Origin of the sequence: Klebsiella sp. CN_Kp113, assembly GCF_040064585.1 — a bacterium.
Lineage (GTDB): Bacteria > Pseudomonadota > Gammaproteobacteria > Enterobacterales > Enterobacteriaceae > Klebsiella > Klebsiella michiganensis.
Genome location: NZ_JBEAID010000028.1, coordinates 1 through 15,904, shown reverse-complemented (window position 1 = coordinate 15,904; position 15,904 = coordinate 1). Strand labels below are relative to the sequence as shown.

The following is a 15,904-nucleotide window of genomic DNA, read 5'->3' as shown; positions in this document are numbered from 1 at the left end:
GCTATGCCTTTCAAACCACTGGTCACCGCCGGTCTTGAGACGGTCCTTAACACCTTCCTCTGGCGCGATCGGGCGCTGAAACCCGCGCGCCAGCGCCTGCTGGGGAAAGTGCTGCGCATCGAGCTGCAAGAGCTTTCCGATCCTGTGGTGCTGGTTTTTAGCGAACGTCAGCTGGACGTGCTGGGCGCGTGGGAAGGTGAGGCTGATTGCACCGTACGTACCCGCCTTAGCGTGCTTCCGCAATTGCGCAATCGCCAGCAGCTTACCGCGCTGATTCGCAGCGGCGATCTTGAAGTGCAGGGCGACCTGCAGGTGGTGCAAAATACCGTCACGCTGTGCGATCTGGCAGAGTTCGATCCGGCTGAACTGCTCGCCCCGTATACCGGTGATGTGGTTGCGGAAGGCTTTAGTAAAGTATTCCGCGGCGGCGCTCGCTTTCTTCTGCATGGCGCTCAACGCCAGCAGCGCTATGTCGCGGAAGCGATTACCGAAGAGTGGCGCCTGGCGCCGGGGCCGCTGGAGCTGGCCTGGTTTGCAGAGGAAACCGCTGCGGTAGAACGAACCCTGGCCGCGCTGGAAAAACGGCTGGACACGCTGGAGGGCAAATGACGCCAGGAGAATTACGGCGCCTGTATTTTATCGTCCACACCTTTTTGAGCTACGGGCTTGATGAGCTCATTCCCAAAATGCGTATCACGCTGCCGCTGCGAATCTGGCGGCGGATGCTGTTCTGGATGCCCAACCGCCATAAAGATCGTCCTCTTGGCGAGCGACTGCGCCTCGCATTACAAGAACTGGGGCCGGTGTGGATCAAGTTTGGTCAGATGCTCTCGACCCGTCGCGACCTGTTTCCGCCGCACATTGCCGATCAGCTGGCCATGCTGCAGGATCGCGTCGCGCCCTTTGACGGTCTGCAGGCCAAAAAGCAGATTGAGCAAGCCATGGGCGGCCTGCCGGTAGAAGCCTGGTTTGATGACTTCTCTGTTGAACCGCTCGCTTCCGCTTCTATTGCCCAGGTGCATACCGCGCGTCTGAAAGAGAACGGTAAAGAGGTGGTCATTAAGGTGATCCGCCCGGATATCGTGCCGGTTATCAAAGCGGATATGAAGCTTATCTACCGTCTTGCCCGCTGGGTGCCGCGTCTGTTACCGGACGGCCGTCGCCTTCGCCCGCAGGAAGTGGTTCGCGAATATGAAAAAACGCTGCTGGATGAGCTCAACCTGCTGCGTGAATCGGCTAACGCTATCCAGCTTCGCCGCAACTTCGACGAGAGCCCAATGCTTTATGTCCCGGAAGTTTATTCGGACTACTGTAGCGAAGGCATGATGGTGATGGAGCGGATTTACGGGATCCCGGTGTCCGACGTCGCCGCGCTGGAAGCGCAGGGGACTAACATGAAGCTGCTGGCCGAGCGTGGCGTGCAGGTCTTCTTTACGCAGGTTTTCCGCGACAGCTTCTTCCATGCCGACATGCATCCGGGCAATATTTTTGTCAGTCGTCATCATCCGGAAGATCCGCAGTACATTGGTATTGACTGCGGTATTGTCGGTTCGCTGAACAAAGAAGATAAGCGCTATCTGGCGGAGAACTTCATTGCCTTCTTCAACCGCGATTATCGCAAAGTTGCGGAGCTGCACGTTGATTCCGGCTGGGTTCCCGCGGATACCAACGTTGAAGAGTTCGAGTTTGCTATTCGTACCGTCTGCGAGCCTATCTTTGAAAAACCGCTGGCGGAAATCTCGTTTGGCCACGTGTTGTTGAACCTGTTTAATACGGCGCGACGTTTCAATATGGAAGTGCAGCCGCAGCTGGTTCTGCTGCAGAAGACATTACTTTACGTAGAAGGTGTAGGTCGCCAGCTCTATCCTCAGTTAGACTTGTGGAAAACGGCGAAACCGTTCCTTGAATCGTGGATCAAAGATCAGGTGGGCATTCCGGCTCTGGTGCGGGCGTTTAAAGAAAAAGCGCCGTTCTGGATCGAAAGAATGCCGGAAATACCGGAGCTGGTTTACCAGAGCCTGCAGCAAAGCAAGCAGCTGCAGAATAGCGTCGATACCATCGTGCGCGACATCCAGGTGCGGCACGTGCGCCAGGGTCAGTCCCGCTATTTGTTCGGTATAGGCGCGGTTTTATTACTGAGTGGTACGCTGCTATTCATTCATCGTCCCGAGTGGGGCATGATGCCAGGCTGGCTGATGGCCGCTGGGGTCGTAACCTGGCTTATCGGCTGGCGAAAGACGAACTGACGGCGGCCGCCTTTATCACTGCGCATAATGTGTATAATGCGTCCTAATAATTCATCATCTGTCATAGGGGAATGTGTATGGGTGGTATCAGTATTTGGCAGTTACTCATTGTTGTCGTCATCGTGGTTCTGCTTTTTGGGACAAAAAAGCTGAGCTCGCTCGGTTCAGATTTAGGGGCGTCGATCAAAGGCTTTAAAAAGGCCATGAGCGACGAAGAGAAACCGGAAAAATCCTCCGCGCCGGATGCAGATTTCGCGGCGAAGACCCTTGCTGATAAGCCGGATGATGCAAAGAAAGACGAGACTAAACGCCACGACAAAGAGCAGGTGTAATTCGTGTTCGATATCGGTTTTAGTGAGCTGCTGCTGGTATTCGTGATTGGCCTCATCGTTCTGGGGCCACAGCGACTACCGGTAGCGGTAAAGACGGTGGTGAGCTGGATCCGCACGCTGCGGTCGCTTGCGGCTACCGTACAAAATGAAATTACCCAGGAATTAAAACTGCAGGAGTTTCAGGAAAGCCTTAAAAAGGTGGAAAAGGCCAGCCTGGACAACCTGACGCCCGAGCTAAAAGCTTCAATGGATGAACTGCGTGAAGCGGCTGAATCTATGAAGCGATCCTACTCCGCCCACGATCCTGAAAAAGCCAGCGATGAAGCCAATACCATTCACAACCCGGTCGTAAAAGGGAGTGAAGAGCAGCGCAAGGACGTGACGCCAGCGACGGCTGAACATCAGGCCAGTGCGCCAGAGCATGCGCCTGACTCCGTGTCTGAAGAACTCCCCGCTTCGCAGAGTGAAATCCCGGCAGCGAAAGTGAAAGCTGCCGTGTCGGCTTCCGATTCCTCCTCCCCTGTACCGAGTGATAAACAGTAAAAATGGGCGTAGACGATACTCAACCGCTAATTACGCATCTGATTGAGCTGCGCAAGCGCTTGATCAACAGCATTCTTGCGATTCTGGTGATTTTCCTGGCGTTAGTCTATTTCGCCAACGATATCTATCAGCTGGTTTCCGCGCCGCTGATTCGGCAGATGCCGGTCGGTGCGACCATGATCGCCACGGATGTGGCCTCGCCTTTCTTCACGCCGATCAAGCTGACCTTTATGGTATCGATAATTTTGTCGGTCCCGGTCATTTTGTATCAGGTCTGGGCCTTTGTGGCGCCAGCGCTGTATAAGCATGAACGTCGGCTGGTTATGCCGCTGCTGGTCTCCAGTACGCTGCTGTTCTATATCGGCATGGCCTTTGCCTACTTCGTCGTTTTCCCGCTGGCGTTTGGTTTTCTGACCCACGCGGCGCCGGAAGGCGTACAGGTCTCTACCGATATTCGCAGCTACCTCGACTTTGTGATGGCGCTGTTTATCGCCTTTGGCGTCTCATTCGAGGTTCCGGTGGCCATAGTCCTGCTGTGCTGGATGGGCGTCACCACGCCGGACGACCTGCGTAAGAAACGCCCCTACGTACTGGTTGGCGCATTCGTTGTCGGGATGCTGCTGACCCCGCCGGACGTGTTCTCGCAAACCCTGCTGGCGATTCCGATGTACTGTCTGTTTGAGGTCGGGGTCTTCTTCGCGCGGTTCTACACCGGTAAACGCCTGACGCGTGATGAGGATGCCGCTGCCGAAGAGGCGCAGGGCAAAGAAGAATAACGTTCAACCGCCCGCCAGGGCGGTTGCCGTATGGGAGCGATGATGTTTGATATCGGCGTAAATCTGACCAGTTCGCAGTTTTCCCGCGATCGCGACGAGGTGGTTTCCCGGGCCCGGGCGGCGGGCGTCAGCGGGATGCTATTGACGGGAACCAACCTGCATGAAAGCGCGCAGGCGCAGCAGCTGGCGCGCCGTTATTCCGGGTGCTGGTCAACGGCCGGCGTTCATCCCCACGACAGTCGCAGCTGGACGGACTCGGCGGCGGCAGCGGTCTATGCGCTGGCTCGCGAGCCGGAAGTCGTTGCGGTGGGTGAGTGCGGGCTGGATTTCAACCGCAATTTTTCGACGCCTCAGGAGCAAGAAGCGGCGTTTAGCGCTCAGCTGGCGCTGGCCGCGGAGCTGTCGATGCCGGTATTTCTGCACTGCCGCGATGCGCACGAGCGCTTCCTGGCCCTGCTGGTGCCCTGGCTTGATAAGCTCCCGGGGGCCGTTGTGCATTGTTTTACCGGTAGCCGCGAAGAGATGCGCGAATGCGTGGAGCACGGTTTATTTATTGGTATCACCGGCTGGGTATGCGATGAGCGTCGGGGGCTGGAGCTGCGAGAGCTGCTGGTCGATATTCCGGCAGAGCGCCTGCTGATTGAGACCGATGCGCCGTACCTGTTGCCGCGAGATATGCTGCCAAAACCCGCTTCTCGCCGCAATGAGCCCGCCTACCTGCCGCATATTCTGACCCGCATCGCGCAATGGCGTGGGGAGGAGGCGCAATGGCTGGAAGACGTGACTGATGCTAACGTCAGAAGACTTTTTGGCGTGGGTTTTTAAGCGCCGTCAGATTTTATAAAAGTCAGTATTTTTAACGCTCTGGAGCACCTGCTTGTTAAGCAGATTCAGCAGCAGCATCGAGCGGGCTTCGCCGTCCGGTTCGGTAAAAATAGCCTGCAGACCCTCAAAAGCGCCATCGGTAATCAGCACGCTGTCGCCTTCGTGCGGCGTTTCAGGATCGGTGATACCTTCCGGTTTGTAGATGGAAAGCTGATGAATGACGGCAGATGGCACGATAGCGGGCAGCGCGCCGAAACGCACAAAACTGTTCACACCGCGCGTGGCGCTGATGGTAGTGGTATGAATCACTTCCGGGTCGAACTCGATAAACAGATAATTTGGGAACAGGGGCTCGCTGACCGTCGTGCGTTTACCGCGGACGATTTTTTCCAGCTCGATCGTTGGCATCAGGCAATTGACGGCCTGCCGTTCAAGGTGTTCCTGGGCTCGTTCAAGCTGCCCACGTTTGCAATAAAGTAAGTACCAGGCTTGCATAATGACTCTTTCCAATGCTACTAGCTGCAAGCATAACAAAAGCCCGGTACGATCGCGAAATCATTGCGGGTGAAAACTAAATTTCAGCGTTCTTTCACGCTAATTTAACAAAAATACAGCATAGCTCCGGCGAACGCCGTATAATCACCCGCCTGTATAGAGGTCAATAACAACTCCATGAAATACCACGATCTACGCGAATTTCTGACATTACTGGAGCAGCAGGGGGAATTGAAACGGATCTCCCTGCCGGTCGATCCTCACCTGGAAATCACCGAAATTGCCGACCGCACTTTGCGAGCTGGCGGTCCGGCGCTGCTATTCGAAAATCCCAAGGGCTACGCCATGCCGGTGCTGTGTAATCTTTTCGGCACGCCGCGGCGAGTCGCGCTGGGGATGGGGCAGGAGGATGTCAGTTCTCTGCGGGAAGTGGGTAAGCTTCTGGCATTCCTGAAAGAGCCGGAACCCCCAAAAGGCTTCCGCGATCTGTTTGATAAGCTGCCGCAGTTCAAACAGGTGCTGAATATGCCGACTAAGCGTCTGCGCGGAGCGCCGTGCCAGCAAAAAATCATTCAGGGTGATGAAGTTGATTTGACTCGTATCCCGATCATGACCTGCTGGCCGGAAGATGCCGCGCCGCTGATCACCTGGGGTCTGACGGTGACCCGCGGCCCGCATAAAGAGCGGCAGAATCTGGGCATTTATCGCCAGCAGCTGATTGGCAAGAACAAGCTGATTATGCGCTGGCTATCGCATCGCGGCGGCGCGCTGGACTTCCAGGAGTGGTGCGCGGCGCGTCCTGGCGAGCGTTTCCCGGTCTCCGTCGCGCTGGGTGCCGATCCGGCAACCATTCTCGGGGCGGTGACTCCGGTTCCGGATACTCTTTCCGAATACGCTTTTGCCGGGCTACTGCGCGGCACCAAAACCGAAGTCGTGAAGTGCATCTCTAACGATCTTGAGGTGCCCGCCAGCGCGGAGATCGTGCTGGAAGGGTATATTGAAGCCGGAGAAATGGCGCCGGAAGGCCCCTATGGCGACCATACTGGCTACTACAATGAAGTGGATAACTTCCCGGTCTTTACCGTTACCCACATTACTCAGCGTGAAGATGCCATCTATCACTCGACCTATACCGGGCGCCCGCCGGATGAGCCGGCGGTACTGGGCGTTGCGCTGAACGAAGTGTTCGTCCCCATTCTGCAAAAGCAGTTTCCTGAAATCGTGGATTTCTATTTGCCGCCTGAAGGCTGTTCCTATCGCCTGGCGGTCGTCACGATGAAGAAGCAGTACGCCGGTCACGCGAAACGCGTCATGATGGGCGTCTGGTCGTTCCTCCGCCAGTTCATGTATACCAAGTTCGTTATTGTCTGCGATGACGATGTCAACGCGCGCGACTGGAATGATGTGATTTGGGCGATTACTACCCGTATGGACCCGGCGCGTGATACGGTACTGGTAGAAAATACGCCAATTGATTATCTGGATTTTGCCTCACCGGTTTCCGGTTTGGGTTCAAAAATGGGGCTGGATGCCACAAATAAATGGCCTGGAGAGACCCAGCGCGAGTGGGGTCGTCCGATCAAGAAAGATCCTGAGGTGACGGCGCGCGTCGACGCCATCTGGGATGAACTGGCTATCTTCAAATAACAGTAAGCGGGGCTACGCCGCTGTTTTGCACAATAGACCCGACAGAGGGGACGCATGACAACCTTAAGCTGTAAAGTGACCTCAGTGGAGGCGATTACCGATACTGTGTATCGCGTTCGATTAGTGCCGGAAGCGGCGTTTTCCTTCCGTGCCGGTCAGTATCTGATGGTCGTGATGGACGAACGCGACAAGCGCCCATTCTCGATGGCCTCCACGCCGTCGGAACAGGAGTTTATCGAGCTGCATATCGGTGCATCTGAACTGAACCTGTATGCGATGGCGGTGATGGATCGAATCCTGAAAGAGCGTCAAATCGAGGTCGATATGCCGCATGGCGAAGCCTGGCTGCGCGATGATGAAGAACGTCCTCTGATTTTAATCGCCGGGGGAACGGGCTTCTCTTACGTGCGTTCGATTCTGCTCACCGCGCTGGCGCGCAATCCGAATCGCGATATCGCCATCTACTGGGGCGGGCGCGAAGCGAAACATCTCTATGACCTGGCCGAGCTCGAAGCGTTAAGCCTGCAGCATCCGGGCCTGCGCGTCGAACCCGTTGTTGAGCAGCCTGACGCCGAGTGGCGTGGCCGTACCGGAACCGTACTCACGGCGGTTCTGCAGGATTACGGTACGCTGGGCGAGCATGATATCTATATCGCTGGCCGCTTCGAGATGGCGAAAATTGCCCGCGACCTGTTCTGCAACGAGCGCGGCGCGCGCGAAGATCGCCTGTTTGGCGATGCCTTTGCGTTTATCTGATAGCCGCTCTGCCGGCATCCGGGCTTTTGGCCCGGATGCTGTTGTTACCGGGCATCGCTGAAGTAAACGTACAGCGGTCGCTCGTTTTCCAGCAAACAGAGCATTTTCCCTACCGGGTTCCCTTCTTTTTCCAGCGTGGCGGCTAGCTGCGTCGCGATATGCTGGCTGCCTATCTTCTCATCATAGCGTTCGGTAGTGATATCGGTGACGGTCAGATCCTTGAACCGCTCGCTTTGCGGATCCTGCGCCATTTTACCGATCCCCCATGAGAGGCAGGCCTGAGCGTTATCCTGTTCGCTGGCGAGCGCTGCGGCAGGGAACGTCGTTAGCAAAAAAATGATGGGGATTATTTTCATGACTCTTCATTATCCTTAATGAGCGTGACGTATCCGGTGATAATAACCGAATAGCGGAAATAAAAAACCCGCCCCTGACAGGCGGGAAGAACGGCAACTAAGCCCTCTCTCTTCGCCATTGTCACCATAACTGCGTTGGCTGCATTCATTCACCCGAATCACTTACTATATGTAAGCTCATCGGGATTCATTCACTTGCCGCCTTGTTCTGGCACCAATGGCTTTGAGATGACTCTTTGATTAAACCCGCTCGAATACCGTCGCGATACCCTGACCTAAACCAATACACATCGTCGCCAGGCCGAACTGCGCGTCTTTGCGCTCCATCTGGTTGATCAATGTGGTACTAATGCGCGCGCCGGAACAGCCGAGCGGATGACCCAGGGCGATCGCGCCGCCGTTGAGGTTGATCTTCTCGTCGATCTGTTCCATCAGCCCCAGATCTTTAATGCACGGCAGGATCTGCGCGGCAAAAGCTTCGTTCATTTCGAACACATCGATATCGCTGGTGGAGAGCCCGGCTTTTTTCAGCGCCAGTTTTGACGCGGGAACCGGACCATAGCCCATTATTGACGGGTCGCAGCCGACGACAGCCATCGAACGCACGCGAGCGCGGGGCTTCAGGCCCAGTTCGCGGGCGCGGCTTTCGCTCATTAACAGCATGGCTGCGGCGCCATCGGAGAGGGCGGATGAGGTTCCCGCCGTCACGGTTCCGGTTACCGGATCGAAAGCGGGTCTAAGCGCGGCCAGCGCTTCAACCGTTGTCTCCGGGCGAATCACTTCGTCGTAGCTGTAAGACTTCAGCACGCCGTCGGCGTCGTGACCGCCGGTCGGGACAATTTCCGCTTTGAATGCGCCGGATTGCGTCGCGGCCCAGGCGCGGGCGTGGGAGCGAGCCGCAAACTGGTCCTGCATCTCGCGGCTGATGCCGTGCAGGCGCGCCAGCATTTCTGCCGTCAGCCCCATCATTCCGGCGGCTTTGGCGACGTTACGGCTCAGGCCCGGATGGAAATCTACGCCGTGGCTCATCGGGACGTGGCCCATATGCTCTACGCCGCCAATCAGGCATACGCTGGCGTCGCCGGTCATGATCATGCGTGCCGCGTCGTGAAGCGCCTGCATGGAAGAACCGCACAGCCGATTGACCGTGGTGGCGGGTACCGAATGCGGGATTTCCGCCAGCAGCGCCGCGTTGCGGGCAATATTGAAGCCCTGTTCCAGAGTCTGCTGAACGCAGCCCCAGTAAATATCGTCAATCGTGCTGGCTTCAAGGGATGGGTTGCGTGAAAGCAGGCTACGCATCAGGTGCGCGGAGAGATCTTCTGCGCGCACGTGGCGAAAGGCGCCGCCCTTTGAACGGCCCATCGGGGTACGAACTGCATCGACAATGACAACCTGTTCCATTGTGACTCCTTAAGCCTTTTTCAGGTCGCCTGGCGCACGGGCAGGCTCAACCGGTGGATAGTACGGTTCGTTATGACGCGCTTTGCTGCGCAATCCTTCCGGCACGTCGTATAGCGGGCCGAGATGCTGATACTGCTGGGCCATATCGAGATATTTTGCGCTACCGAGCGTATCCAGCCAGCGGAACGCGCCGCCGTGGAACGGAGGGAAGCCCAGGCCATAAACCAGCGCCATATCGGCTTCTGCCGGGGTGGCGATAATGCCCTCTTCGAGACAGCGCACCACTTCGTTGACCATGGGGATCATCATGCGGGCGATAATCTCTTCATCGCTGAAATCACGCTTCGGCTGGCTGACTTCCGCCAGCAGGCTATCGACTGCGGTATCCTCTTCCTTCTTCGGCTTACCTTTACTGTCTTCTTTGTAGCGCCAGAAGCCGAGGCCATTTTTCTGGCCGAAACGGTTAGCGTCGAACAGCGCATCGATCGCATCGCGATAATCTTTCTGCATCCGCTGCGGGAAGCCCGCCGCCATGACCGCCTGCGCGTGATGCGCGGTATCAATGCCAACGACGTCCAGCAGATAGGCCGGGCCCATCGGCCAGCCAAACTGCTTCTCCATCACTTTATCGACTTTGCGGAAGTCCGCGCCGTCGCGCAGCAGCTGGCTGAAACCGGCGAAGTAGGGGAACAGCACGCGGTTAACAAAGAAACCGGGGCAGTCGTTGACCACAATCGGCGTTTTGCCCATTTTGCTGGCCCAGGCGACCACTTTCGCAATGGTTTCGTCCGAGCTTTTCTCGCCGCGAACGATCTCGACCAGCGGCATCCGGTGCACCGGGTTAAAGAAGTGCATACCGCAGAAGTTTTCCGGGCGCTTCAGTACGCTGGCCAACTCGCTGATGGGAATGGTGGAGGTATTCGAAGCCAGCACGGTATCCGGGCGGACTTTGTCTTCCGTTTCCGCCAGCACCGCTTTTTTCACTTTCGGATTCTCAACAACGGCTTCGACCACGACGTCCACGCGTTCAAAGCCGGCGTAATCCAGGGTTGGCTGAATAGTAGAAATGACGCCAGCCATCTTAAGACCGTCGATTTTGCCGCGCTCAAGCTGTTTATTCAGCAGCTTGGCCGCTTCGGTCATGCCCAGCGTCAGCGATTTGTCGTTGATATCTTTCATGACGACCGGCACGCCTTTCCAGGCTGACTGGTATGCAATGCCGCCGCCCATAATTCCCGCGCCCAGCACGGCCGCGTGTTTTGGCGTGTCGATATCTTTCGTCAGCTTCTTCGCTTTTGCTTTGACGTACTGATCGTTAAGGAAGATACCTACCAGCGCACGTGCCTCGTTGGTATGCGCCAGCGGGACGAAACTTTTATTTTCCAGATCCAGCGCTTCTTCGCGGCCAAAGCGGGCGGCGGCTTCGATGGTTTTAACGGCGGTAATCGGGGCCGGGTAGTGCTTCCCGGCGGTTTGCGCCACCATGCCTTTGGCGATGGTAAAACTCATCGCGGCTTCAATTTTACTCAGATGCAGCGGCTCCAGCTTCGGCTGGCGCTTCGCCTTCCAGTCCAGGTCGCCTTTAATAGCCTGACGCAGAATCGCGACCGCGCCATCGATCAGTTTTTCATGCTTAACCACGCCATCGACGAGGCCGATTTTTAAGGCCTGTTCGGCGCCAACGTCTTTGCCGGCGGCAATGATTTCCAGCGCGCTGTCCGCGCCAAGCATCCGCGGCATCCGCACCGAGCCGCCAAAGCCCGGCATGATGCCCAGCTTCGTTTCCGGCAGACCAATGCGCAGATCCGGCGTCGCCAGGCGATAATCGGTCGCCAGCACGCATTCGCAGCCGCCGCCCAACGCATAGCCGTTGACGGCGGAGATGGTCGGAACCGGCAAATCTTCCAGGCGATTAAATACGCTATTAGCGAAATGCAGCCACTGGCTGAGCTGTTCTTCGGGAACCAGGAACAGAGAAAGAAATTCGGTGATATCCGCGCCGACAATAAAAGCGGCTTTCTCGGAGCGTAGCAGCAGCCCTTGCAGATCTTTTTGTTTTTCGAGTACGTCCAGCGCTTCACCGAGGCTGGCTACGGTTGCGGTATCGAGCTTGTTGACCGAGCCGGGGGCATCAAATACCAGTTCGGCAATGCCGTCTTCCCGCCAGTCGAGGTACAGGGTGTCGCCTTTGTAGAGCATGTCAGTCTCCTGAATCCAGCAATATGATCTGGTCATACCAGATGAGACGGAGTGTGGATTTTATGTTAAGAAATTGCAAATAAGACTTTAAATAAATGCTGGTCGGATCACACCCGGTAGAGATCACCCCGTTTGAGGTCATTGTGCTAAGATGCGAAGCATCACGATCTCATAAAATCAAAGGATAAATGATGGAATCCCTTGCCGGTCTCTATAAAAATCATATCGTTACCTTACAAGAACGCACCCGCGATGTTCTGGCCCGCTTTAAGCTGGATGCCCTGCTGATCCACTCCGGTGAACTGGTCAACGTCTTCCTTGACGATCATCCGTATCCGTTCAAGGTCAATCCCCAGTTCAAAGCCTGGGTGCCGGTTACGCAGGTCCCTAACTGCTGGCTGCTGGTGGACGGCGTCAATAAACCCAAACTGTGGTTCTATCTGCCGGTCGACTACTGGCATAACGTGGAACCGCTGCCGACCTCATTCTGGACCGAAGAGGTGGATGTGATTGCCCTGCCGAAAGCGGATGGTATCGGCAGCCAGCTGCCCGCCGCGCGCGGCAATATTGCCTATATCGGGCCGGTGCCGGAACGTGCGTTGGGGTTAGATATCGCGGCGGATAAAATCAACCCGAAAGGGGCGATCGATTATCTGCACTACTATCGTTCTTATAAAACTGACTATGAGCTGGCCTGCATGCGCGAAGCGCAGAAGTCAGCGGTTAACGGTCATCAGGCCGCTCATGAAGCGTTCCTCTCCGGGATGAGCGAGTTTGATATCAACCAGGCCTATCTGACCGCGACCGGCCATCGCGACACCGATGTACCGTACAGCAACATTGTGGCGCTGAACGAACATGCCTCCGTGCTGCATTACACGAAGCTGGATCATCGCGCGCCGGCGGAATTGCGCAGCTTCCTGCTGGATGCGGGCGCGGAATATAACGGCTATGCGGCGGATCTGACGCGTACCTGGGCGGCGCATGGCGATAGTGACTATGCTCAACTGATTAAAGACGTTAATGAGGAACAGCTGGCGCTGATTAGCACCATGAAGGCGGGCGTGAGCTACGTGGATTATCATGTCCAGTTCCATCAGCGTATTGCCAAACTGCTGCGCAAACATCAGATAGTCAAAGATATGAGCGAAGAAGCGATGGTGGAAAACGACCTGACCGGACCGTTTATGCCACACGGCATTGGTCATCCTTTAGGTCTCCAGGTTCATGATGTCGCGGGTTTTATGCAGGATGATTCGGGTACCCATCTGGCCGCGCCGGCAAAATATCCTTACCTGCGCTGCACGCGCGTACTGCAGCCGCGGATGGTATTGACGATTGAACCGGGCATCTACTTTATTGAATCGCTGCTGGCGCCGTGGCGCGAAGGGCAGTTCAGCAAACACTTCAACTGGCAGAAAATTGAAGCGCTGAAACCGTTTGGCGGTATTCGTATTGAAGACAACGTCGTGATCCACGAAAACAGTATTGAAAACATGACGCGCGATCTGAAACTGGCGTAATGGAAAGCTGGTTGATACCGGCCGCGCCGGCCACCTTTGTGGAAGAGATCAAAAAGAGCCGCTTTATCACGCTGTTGGCGCACACCGACGGCGTAGCGGCGGCAAAGGCGTTTGTCGAGTCAGTCAGGGCGGATCACCCGGATGCCCGTCACCACTGCGTGGCGTGGGTCGCCGGGCCTCCGAATGACTCGCAGCAGCTGGGGTTTTCCGACGATGGCGAACCGGCGGGGACGGCGGGTAAACCGATGCTGGCGCAGCTGATGGGTAGCGGCGTCGGCGAGATAACCGCTGTCGTCGTGCGCTACTACGGTGGTATTCTGCTGGGCACCGGCGGCCTGGTCAAAGCGTACGGCGGCGGTGTGCACCAGGCGCTTGCGCTGCTGACAACACAGCGCAAGACGCCGCTGACCGCGTATACTTTGCAGTGTGAATACGGGCAGTTGGCCGGGATTGAAACGCTGTTGGCTCAGTTCTCAGGGAAAATTGTCGAAAGCGAATATCAAGCGTCTGTTCAGCTGCGCGTGGCGCTTCCTCAGGCTGAAGTGGCGCTATTTTCAGCAAAACTGGCTGATTTTAGTCGCGGTTCGTTGCAATTACTGAAGATTGACGAATAATCCCCACCTGATTTTTTTGCATATCAAAGGAAGCGCCAGAGATGCATTTTCGCGCGATAACCCGAATCGTTGGACTGCTGGTCATTTTGTTTTCGGGGACAATGATCCTCCCGGGATTAATAGCCCTGATATATCGCGATGGCGCGGGGCGGGCGTTTACCCAGACCTTTTTCGTTGCCCTGGCGATCGGTTCGCTGCTGTGGTGGCCCAACCGTCGTGAGAAGGGGGAACTGAAATCCCGCGAAGGGTTTCTCATCGTCGTGCTGTTCTGGACGGTGCTCGGAAGCGTCGGTTCGCTGCCCTTTATCTTCTCTGAACAGCCCAACCTGAGCATTACGGATGCCTTCTTTGAATCCTTCTCGGGTCTGACAACGACCGGGGCAACCACGCTGGTTGGGTTAGATTCGTTACCCCACGCCATTCTTTTCTATCGTCAGATGCTGCAATGGTTTGGCGGGATGGGGATCATCGTGCTGGCGGTAGCGATACTGCCGATACTGGGCGTCGGGGGGATGCAGCTGTATCGGGCGGAAATGCCCGGGCCGCTGAAAGATAACAAGATGCGGCCGCGCATTGCTGAGACGGCGAAAACGCTGTGGCTTATCTATGTCTTACTGACGGTGGCCTGTGCGCTGGCGCTGTGGTTTGCCGGCATGCCGGCGTTCGACGCCATCGGGCACAGTTTCTCGACGATTGCGATTGGCGGATTCTCCACCCATGACGCCAGCGTGGGCTACTTTAATAGCCCAACGATTAACTCCATTATTGCGATTTTCTTGCTGATATCGGGCTGTAACTACGGCCTGCACTTTTCATTACTCAGCGGGCGTAGCCTGAAAGTGTACTGGCGCGATCCCGAATTCCGCATGTTCATCGGCGTGCAGCTCACGCTGGTGGTGGTATGTACCCTGGTGCTGTGGCTGCATGACGTCTACAGTTCGGCGCTCATGACGGTGAATCAGGCGTTCTTTCAGGTTGTATCGATGGCGACAACGGCGGGCTTCACGACCGACAGCATTGCGCGCTGGCCGCTATTTTTACCGGTCCTCCTCCTCTGTTCGGCTTTTATCGGCGGCTGTGCCGGGTCGACTGGCGGTGGTTTGAAGGTTATCCGTATTCTTCTGCTTTTCAAGCAGGGTAACCGTGAGCTTAAACGGCTGGTACATCCTAACGCGGTATACAGTATTAAACTGGGGAACCGCGCGCTGCCGGAACGTATCCTGGAAGCCGTCTGGGGATTCTTCTCCGCCTATGCGCTGGTGTTTATCATTAGTATGCTGGCGATTATCGCCACCGGCGTGGATGATTTCTCGGCCTTTGCTTCGGTCGTTGCGACGCTGAATAACCTTGGCCCTGGGCTGGGCGTTGTGGCGGATAACTTTGCGACGATGAACCCTGTCGCAAAATGGATCTTGATTGCTAATATGCTGTTTGGTCGTCTGGAAGTGTTCACCTTGCTGGTGCTATTTACTCCGACTTTCTGGCGCGAATAACAGGAGTGCCTGTGAAAACTTTGATTCTCTTTTCTACCCGCGACGGACAGACGCGTGAAATCGCCTCCTATCTGGCATCTGAATTAAAAGAGCAGGGGATTGATGCGGACACGATCGATCTCAACCGCACCAATGAAGTGGAGTGGCCCTTATACGATCGTGTCGTCATCGGCGCATCAATCCGCTATGGTCATTTTCATCCCGCCTTAGAACGGTTTGTAAAAACGCATCTTCAGTCGCTGCAGGCGCTACCGGGCGCCTTTTTCTCGGTCAACCTCGTCGCGCGTAAGCCAGAAAAACGAACGCCGCAGACAAACAGCTACACCCGCAAGTTTCTGCTTAACTCGCCGTGGCAGCCGCAGCACTGCGCGGTGTTTGCCGGCGCGCTCCGCTATCCACGCTATCGTTGGTACGATCGGTTTATGATTCGCCTTATTATGAAGATGACCGGCGGCGAAACGGATGTCACTAAAGAAGTGGTGTATACCGACTGGCAGCAGGTGGGCAGATTTGCGCGGGAAATTGCGCAAATGACCAGCAAATAGCGCGTTAAATCACCCTGGTGATGGAAAGTTGAGCGAACGAAAAGTTTTTTGAAATTTCCCCTTGTCACTTCGGAATTACTCCCTATAATGCGCTCCCACTGACACGGAACAACGGCTTACAGCCCGCCGGGTCAGCGGGATTCAGCGATG

At 56.1% G+C, this 15,904-nt stretch carries 16 protein-coding genes; 12 read left to right on the top strand and 4 right to left on the bottom strand.

Features of this window, described 5'->3' with window-relative positions:
* Positions 1-3 precede the first annotated feature (3 nt).
* The 6 genes from ABLV30_RS19020 to tatD all read left to right on the top strand — a co-directional run bounded on the left by ABLV30_RS19020 (position 4) and on the right by tatD (position 4,722).
* The gene (locus ABLV30_RS19020; protein WP_014227479.1) at positions 4-609 is read left to right on the top strand and encodes an SCP2 domain-containing protein; all 606 of its coding nucleotides are present in this window, start codon (positions 4-6) and stop codon (positions 607-609) included.
* Positions 606-2,246 (top strand): ubiquinone biosynthesis regulatory protein kinase UbiB, encoded by a 1,641-nt coding sequence (gene ubiB / locus ABLV30_RS19015; protein ID WP_025108392.1) that lies wholly within the window; start codon positions 606-608, stop codon positions 2,244-2,246. Before ABLV30_RS19020 ends, ubiB begins: the two co-directional genes overlap by 4 nt.
* Positions 2,247-2,323: 77 nt before the next feature.
* A complete protein-coding gene (tatA, locus tag ABLV30_RS19010) occupies positions 2,324-2,578 on the top strand; it encodes a Sec-independent protein translocase subunit TatA (RefSeq protein WP_025108391.1) in 255 nt (84 codons plus the stop codon).
* A 3-nt stretch (positions 2,579-2,581) separates the two neighbouring features.
* Positions 2,582-3,121, top strand: a complete 540-nt coding sequence (tatB, locus tag ABLV30_RS19005; protein WP_014227481.1) for a Sec-independent protein translocase protein TatB — start codon at positions 2,582-2,584, stop codon at positions 3,119-3,121.
* Positions 3,122-3,123: 2 nt separating this feature from the next.
* Positions 3,124-3,897: a Sec-independent protein translocase subunit TatC gene (tatC, locus tag ABLV30_RS19000; protein WP_004097593.1), complete on the top strand. Its 774-nt coding sequence runs from the start codon at positions 3,124-3,126 to the stop codon at positions 3,895-3,897.
* Between the two features lie 30 nt (positions 3,898-3,927).
* The gene (gene tatD, locus ABLV30_RS18995) at positions 3,928-4,722 is read left to right on the top strand and encodes a 3'-5' ssDNA/RNA exonuclease TatD (protein WP_162934418.1); all 795 of its coding nucleotides are present in this window, start codon (positions 3,928-3,930) and stop codon (positions 4,720-4,722) included.
* A gap of 6 nt (positions 4,723-4,728) precedes the next feature.
* Here the strand turns inward: tatD and rfaH are convergent, their stop codons facing one another.
* Positions 4,729-5,217 (bottom strand): transcription/translation regulatory transformer protein RfaH, encoded by a 489-nt coding sequence (gene rfaH / locus ABLV30_RS18990; protein WP_004097595.1) that lies wholly within the window; start codon positions 5,215-5,217, stop codon positions 4,729-4,731.
* Positions 5,218-5,394: 177 nt separating this feature from the next.
* Here rfaH and ubiD point away from each other — a divergent pair, with 177 nt between their 5' ends.
* Both ubiD and fre read left to right on the top strand, forming a co-directional pair.
* Complete coding sequence (gene ubiD, locus ABLV30_RS18985) at positions 5,395-6,864, top strand: 4-hydroxy-3-polyprenylbenzoate decarboxylase (protein ID WP_014227483.1); 1,470 nt, start codon at positions 5,395-5,397, stop codon at positions 6,862-6,864.
* 54 nt (positions 6,865-6,918) lie between these two features.
* The gene (gene fre / locus ABLV30_RS18980) at positions 6,919-7,620 is read left to right on the top strand and encodes an NAD(P)H-flavin reductase (protein ID WP_014227484.1); all 702 of its coding nucleotides are present in this window, start codon (positions 6,919-6,921) and stop codon (positions 7,618-7,620) included.
* 44 nt (positions 7,621-7,664) lie between these two features.
* Here the strand turns inward: fre and ABLV30_RS18975 are convergent, their stop codons facing one another.
* The 3 genes from ABLV30_RS18975 to fadB all read right to left on the bottom strand — a co-directional run bounded on the left by ABLV30_RS18975 (position 7,665) and on the right by fadB (position 11,579).
* Positions 7,665-7,976, bottom strand: a complete 312-nt coding sequence (locus ABLV30_RS18975) for a hypothetical protein (RefSeq protein ID WP_025108389.1) — start codon at positions 7,974-7,976, stop codon at positions 7,665-7,667.
* Positions 7,977-8,216: 240 nt separating this feature from the next.
* Positions 8,217-9,380: an acetyl-CoA C-acyltransferase FadA gene (fadA, locus tag ABLV30_RS18970; protein WP_004097616.1), complete on the bottom strand. Its 1,164-nt coding sequence runs from the start codon at positions 9,378-9,380 to the stop codon at positions 8,217-8,219.
* Positions 9,381-9,389: 9 nt separating this feature from the next.
* The gene (gene fadB / locus ABLV30_RS18965; protein WP_042944072.1) at positions 9,390-11,579 is read right to left on the bottom strand and encodes a fatty acid oxidation complex subunit alpha FadB; all 2,190 of its coding nucleotides are present in this window, start codon (positions 11,577-11,579) and stop codon (positions 9,390-9,392) included.
* Between the two features lie 191 nt (positions 11,580-11,770).
* Between fadB and pepQ the strand changes: the two genes are divergently transcribed.
* From pepQ to hemG, 4 genes are read left to right on the top strand one after another with little or no spacing between them, the layout of a single operon-like run.
* The gene (gene pepQ, locus ABLV30_RS18960) at positions 11,771-13,102 is read left to right on the top strand and encodes a Xaa-Pro dipeptidase (RefSeq protein WP_009652560.1); all 1,332 of its coding nucleotides are present in this window, start codon (positions 11,771-11,773) and stop codon (positions 13,100-13,102) included.
* On the top strand, positions 13,102-13,716 hold the full coding sequence (locus ABLV30_RS18955) for an IMPACT family protein (RefSeq protein WP_014227487.1): 615 nt from the start codon (positions 13,102-13,104) through the stop codon (positions 13,714-13,716). The genes pepQ and ABLV30_RS18955 overlap by 1 nt, the downstream gene beginning before the upstream one ends.
* Before the next feature lie 41 nt (positions 13,717-13,757).
* A complete protein-coding gene (gene trkH / locus ABLV30_RS18950; protein ID WP_004097624.1) occupies positions 13,758-15,209 on the top strand; it encodes a Trk system potassium transporter TrkH in 1,452 nt (483 codons plus the stop codon).
* A gap of 11 nt (positions 15,210-15,220) precedes the next feature.
* Positions 15,221-15,754: a menaquinone-dependent protoporphyrinogen IX dehydrogenase gene (gene hemG / locus ABLV30_RS18945; RefSeq protein WP_025108385.1), complete on the top strand. Its 534-nt coding sequence runs from the start codon at positions 15,221-15,223 to the stop codon at positions 15,752-15,754.
* Positions 15,755-15,904: the final 150 nt, after the last annotated feature.

Excerpts from the sequence above, each read along its gene's own strand:
- fadB (WP_042944072.1), bottom strand. The coding sequence starts at position 11,579 with ATGCTCTACAAAGGCGACACCCTGTACCTCGACTGGCGGGAAGACGGC.
- trkH (WP_004097624.1), top strand. The coding sequence starts at position 13,758 with ATGCATTTTCGCGCGATAACCCGAATCGTTGGACTGCTGGTCATTTTG.
- fadA (WP_004097616.1), bottom strand. The coding sequence starts at position 9,380 with ATGGAACAGGTTGTCATTGTCGATGCAGTTCGTACCCCGATGGGCCGT.
- ABLV30_RS18955 (WP_014227487.1), top strand. The coding sequence starts at position 13,102 with ATGGAAAGCTGGTTGATACCGGCCGCGCCGGCCACCTTTGTGGAAGAG.
- ubiD (WP_014227483.1), top strand. The coding sequence starts at position 5,395 with ATGAAATACCACGATCTACGCGAATTTCTGACATTACTGGAGCAGCAG.
- ABLV30_RS19020 (WP_014227479.1), top strand. The coding sequence starts at position 4 with ATGCCTTTCAAACCACTGGTCACCGCCGGTCTTGAGACGGTCCTTAAC.
- tatD (WP_162934418.1), top strand. The coding sequence starts at position 3,928 with ATGGGAGCGATGATGTTTGATATCGGCGTAAATCTGACCAGTTCGCAG.
- rfaH (WP_004097595.1), bottom strand. The coding sequence starts at position 5,217 with ATGCAAGCCTGGTACTTACTTTATTGCAAACGTGGGCAGCTTGAACGA.
- tatA (WP_025108391.1), top strand. The coding sequence starts at position 2,324 with ATGGGTGGTATCAGTATTTGGCAGTTACTCATTGTTGTCGTCATCGTG.
- pepQ (WP_009652560.1), top strand. The coding sequence starts at position 11,771 with ATGGAATCCCTTGCCGGTCTCTATAAAAATCATATCGTTACCTTACAA.
- ubiB (WP_025108392.1), top strand. The coding sequence starts at position 606 with ATGACGCCAGGAGAATTACGGCGCCTGTATTTTATCGTCCACACCTTT.
- fre (WP_014227484.1), top strand. The coding sequence starts at position 6,919 with ATGACAACCTTAAGCTGTAAAGTGACCTCAGTGGAGGCGATTACCGAT.
- tatC (WP_004097593.1), top strand. The coding sequence starts at position 3,124 with ATGGGCGTAGACGATACTCAACCGCTAATTACGCATCTGATTGAGCTG.
- ABLV30_RS18975 (WP_025108389.1), bottom strand. The coding sequence starts at position 7,976 with ATGAAAATAATCCCCATCATTTTTTTGCTAACGACGTTCCCTGCCGCA.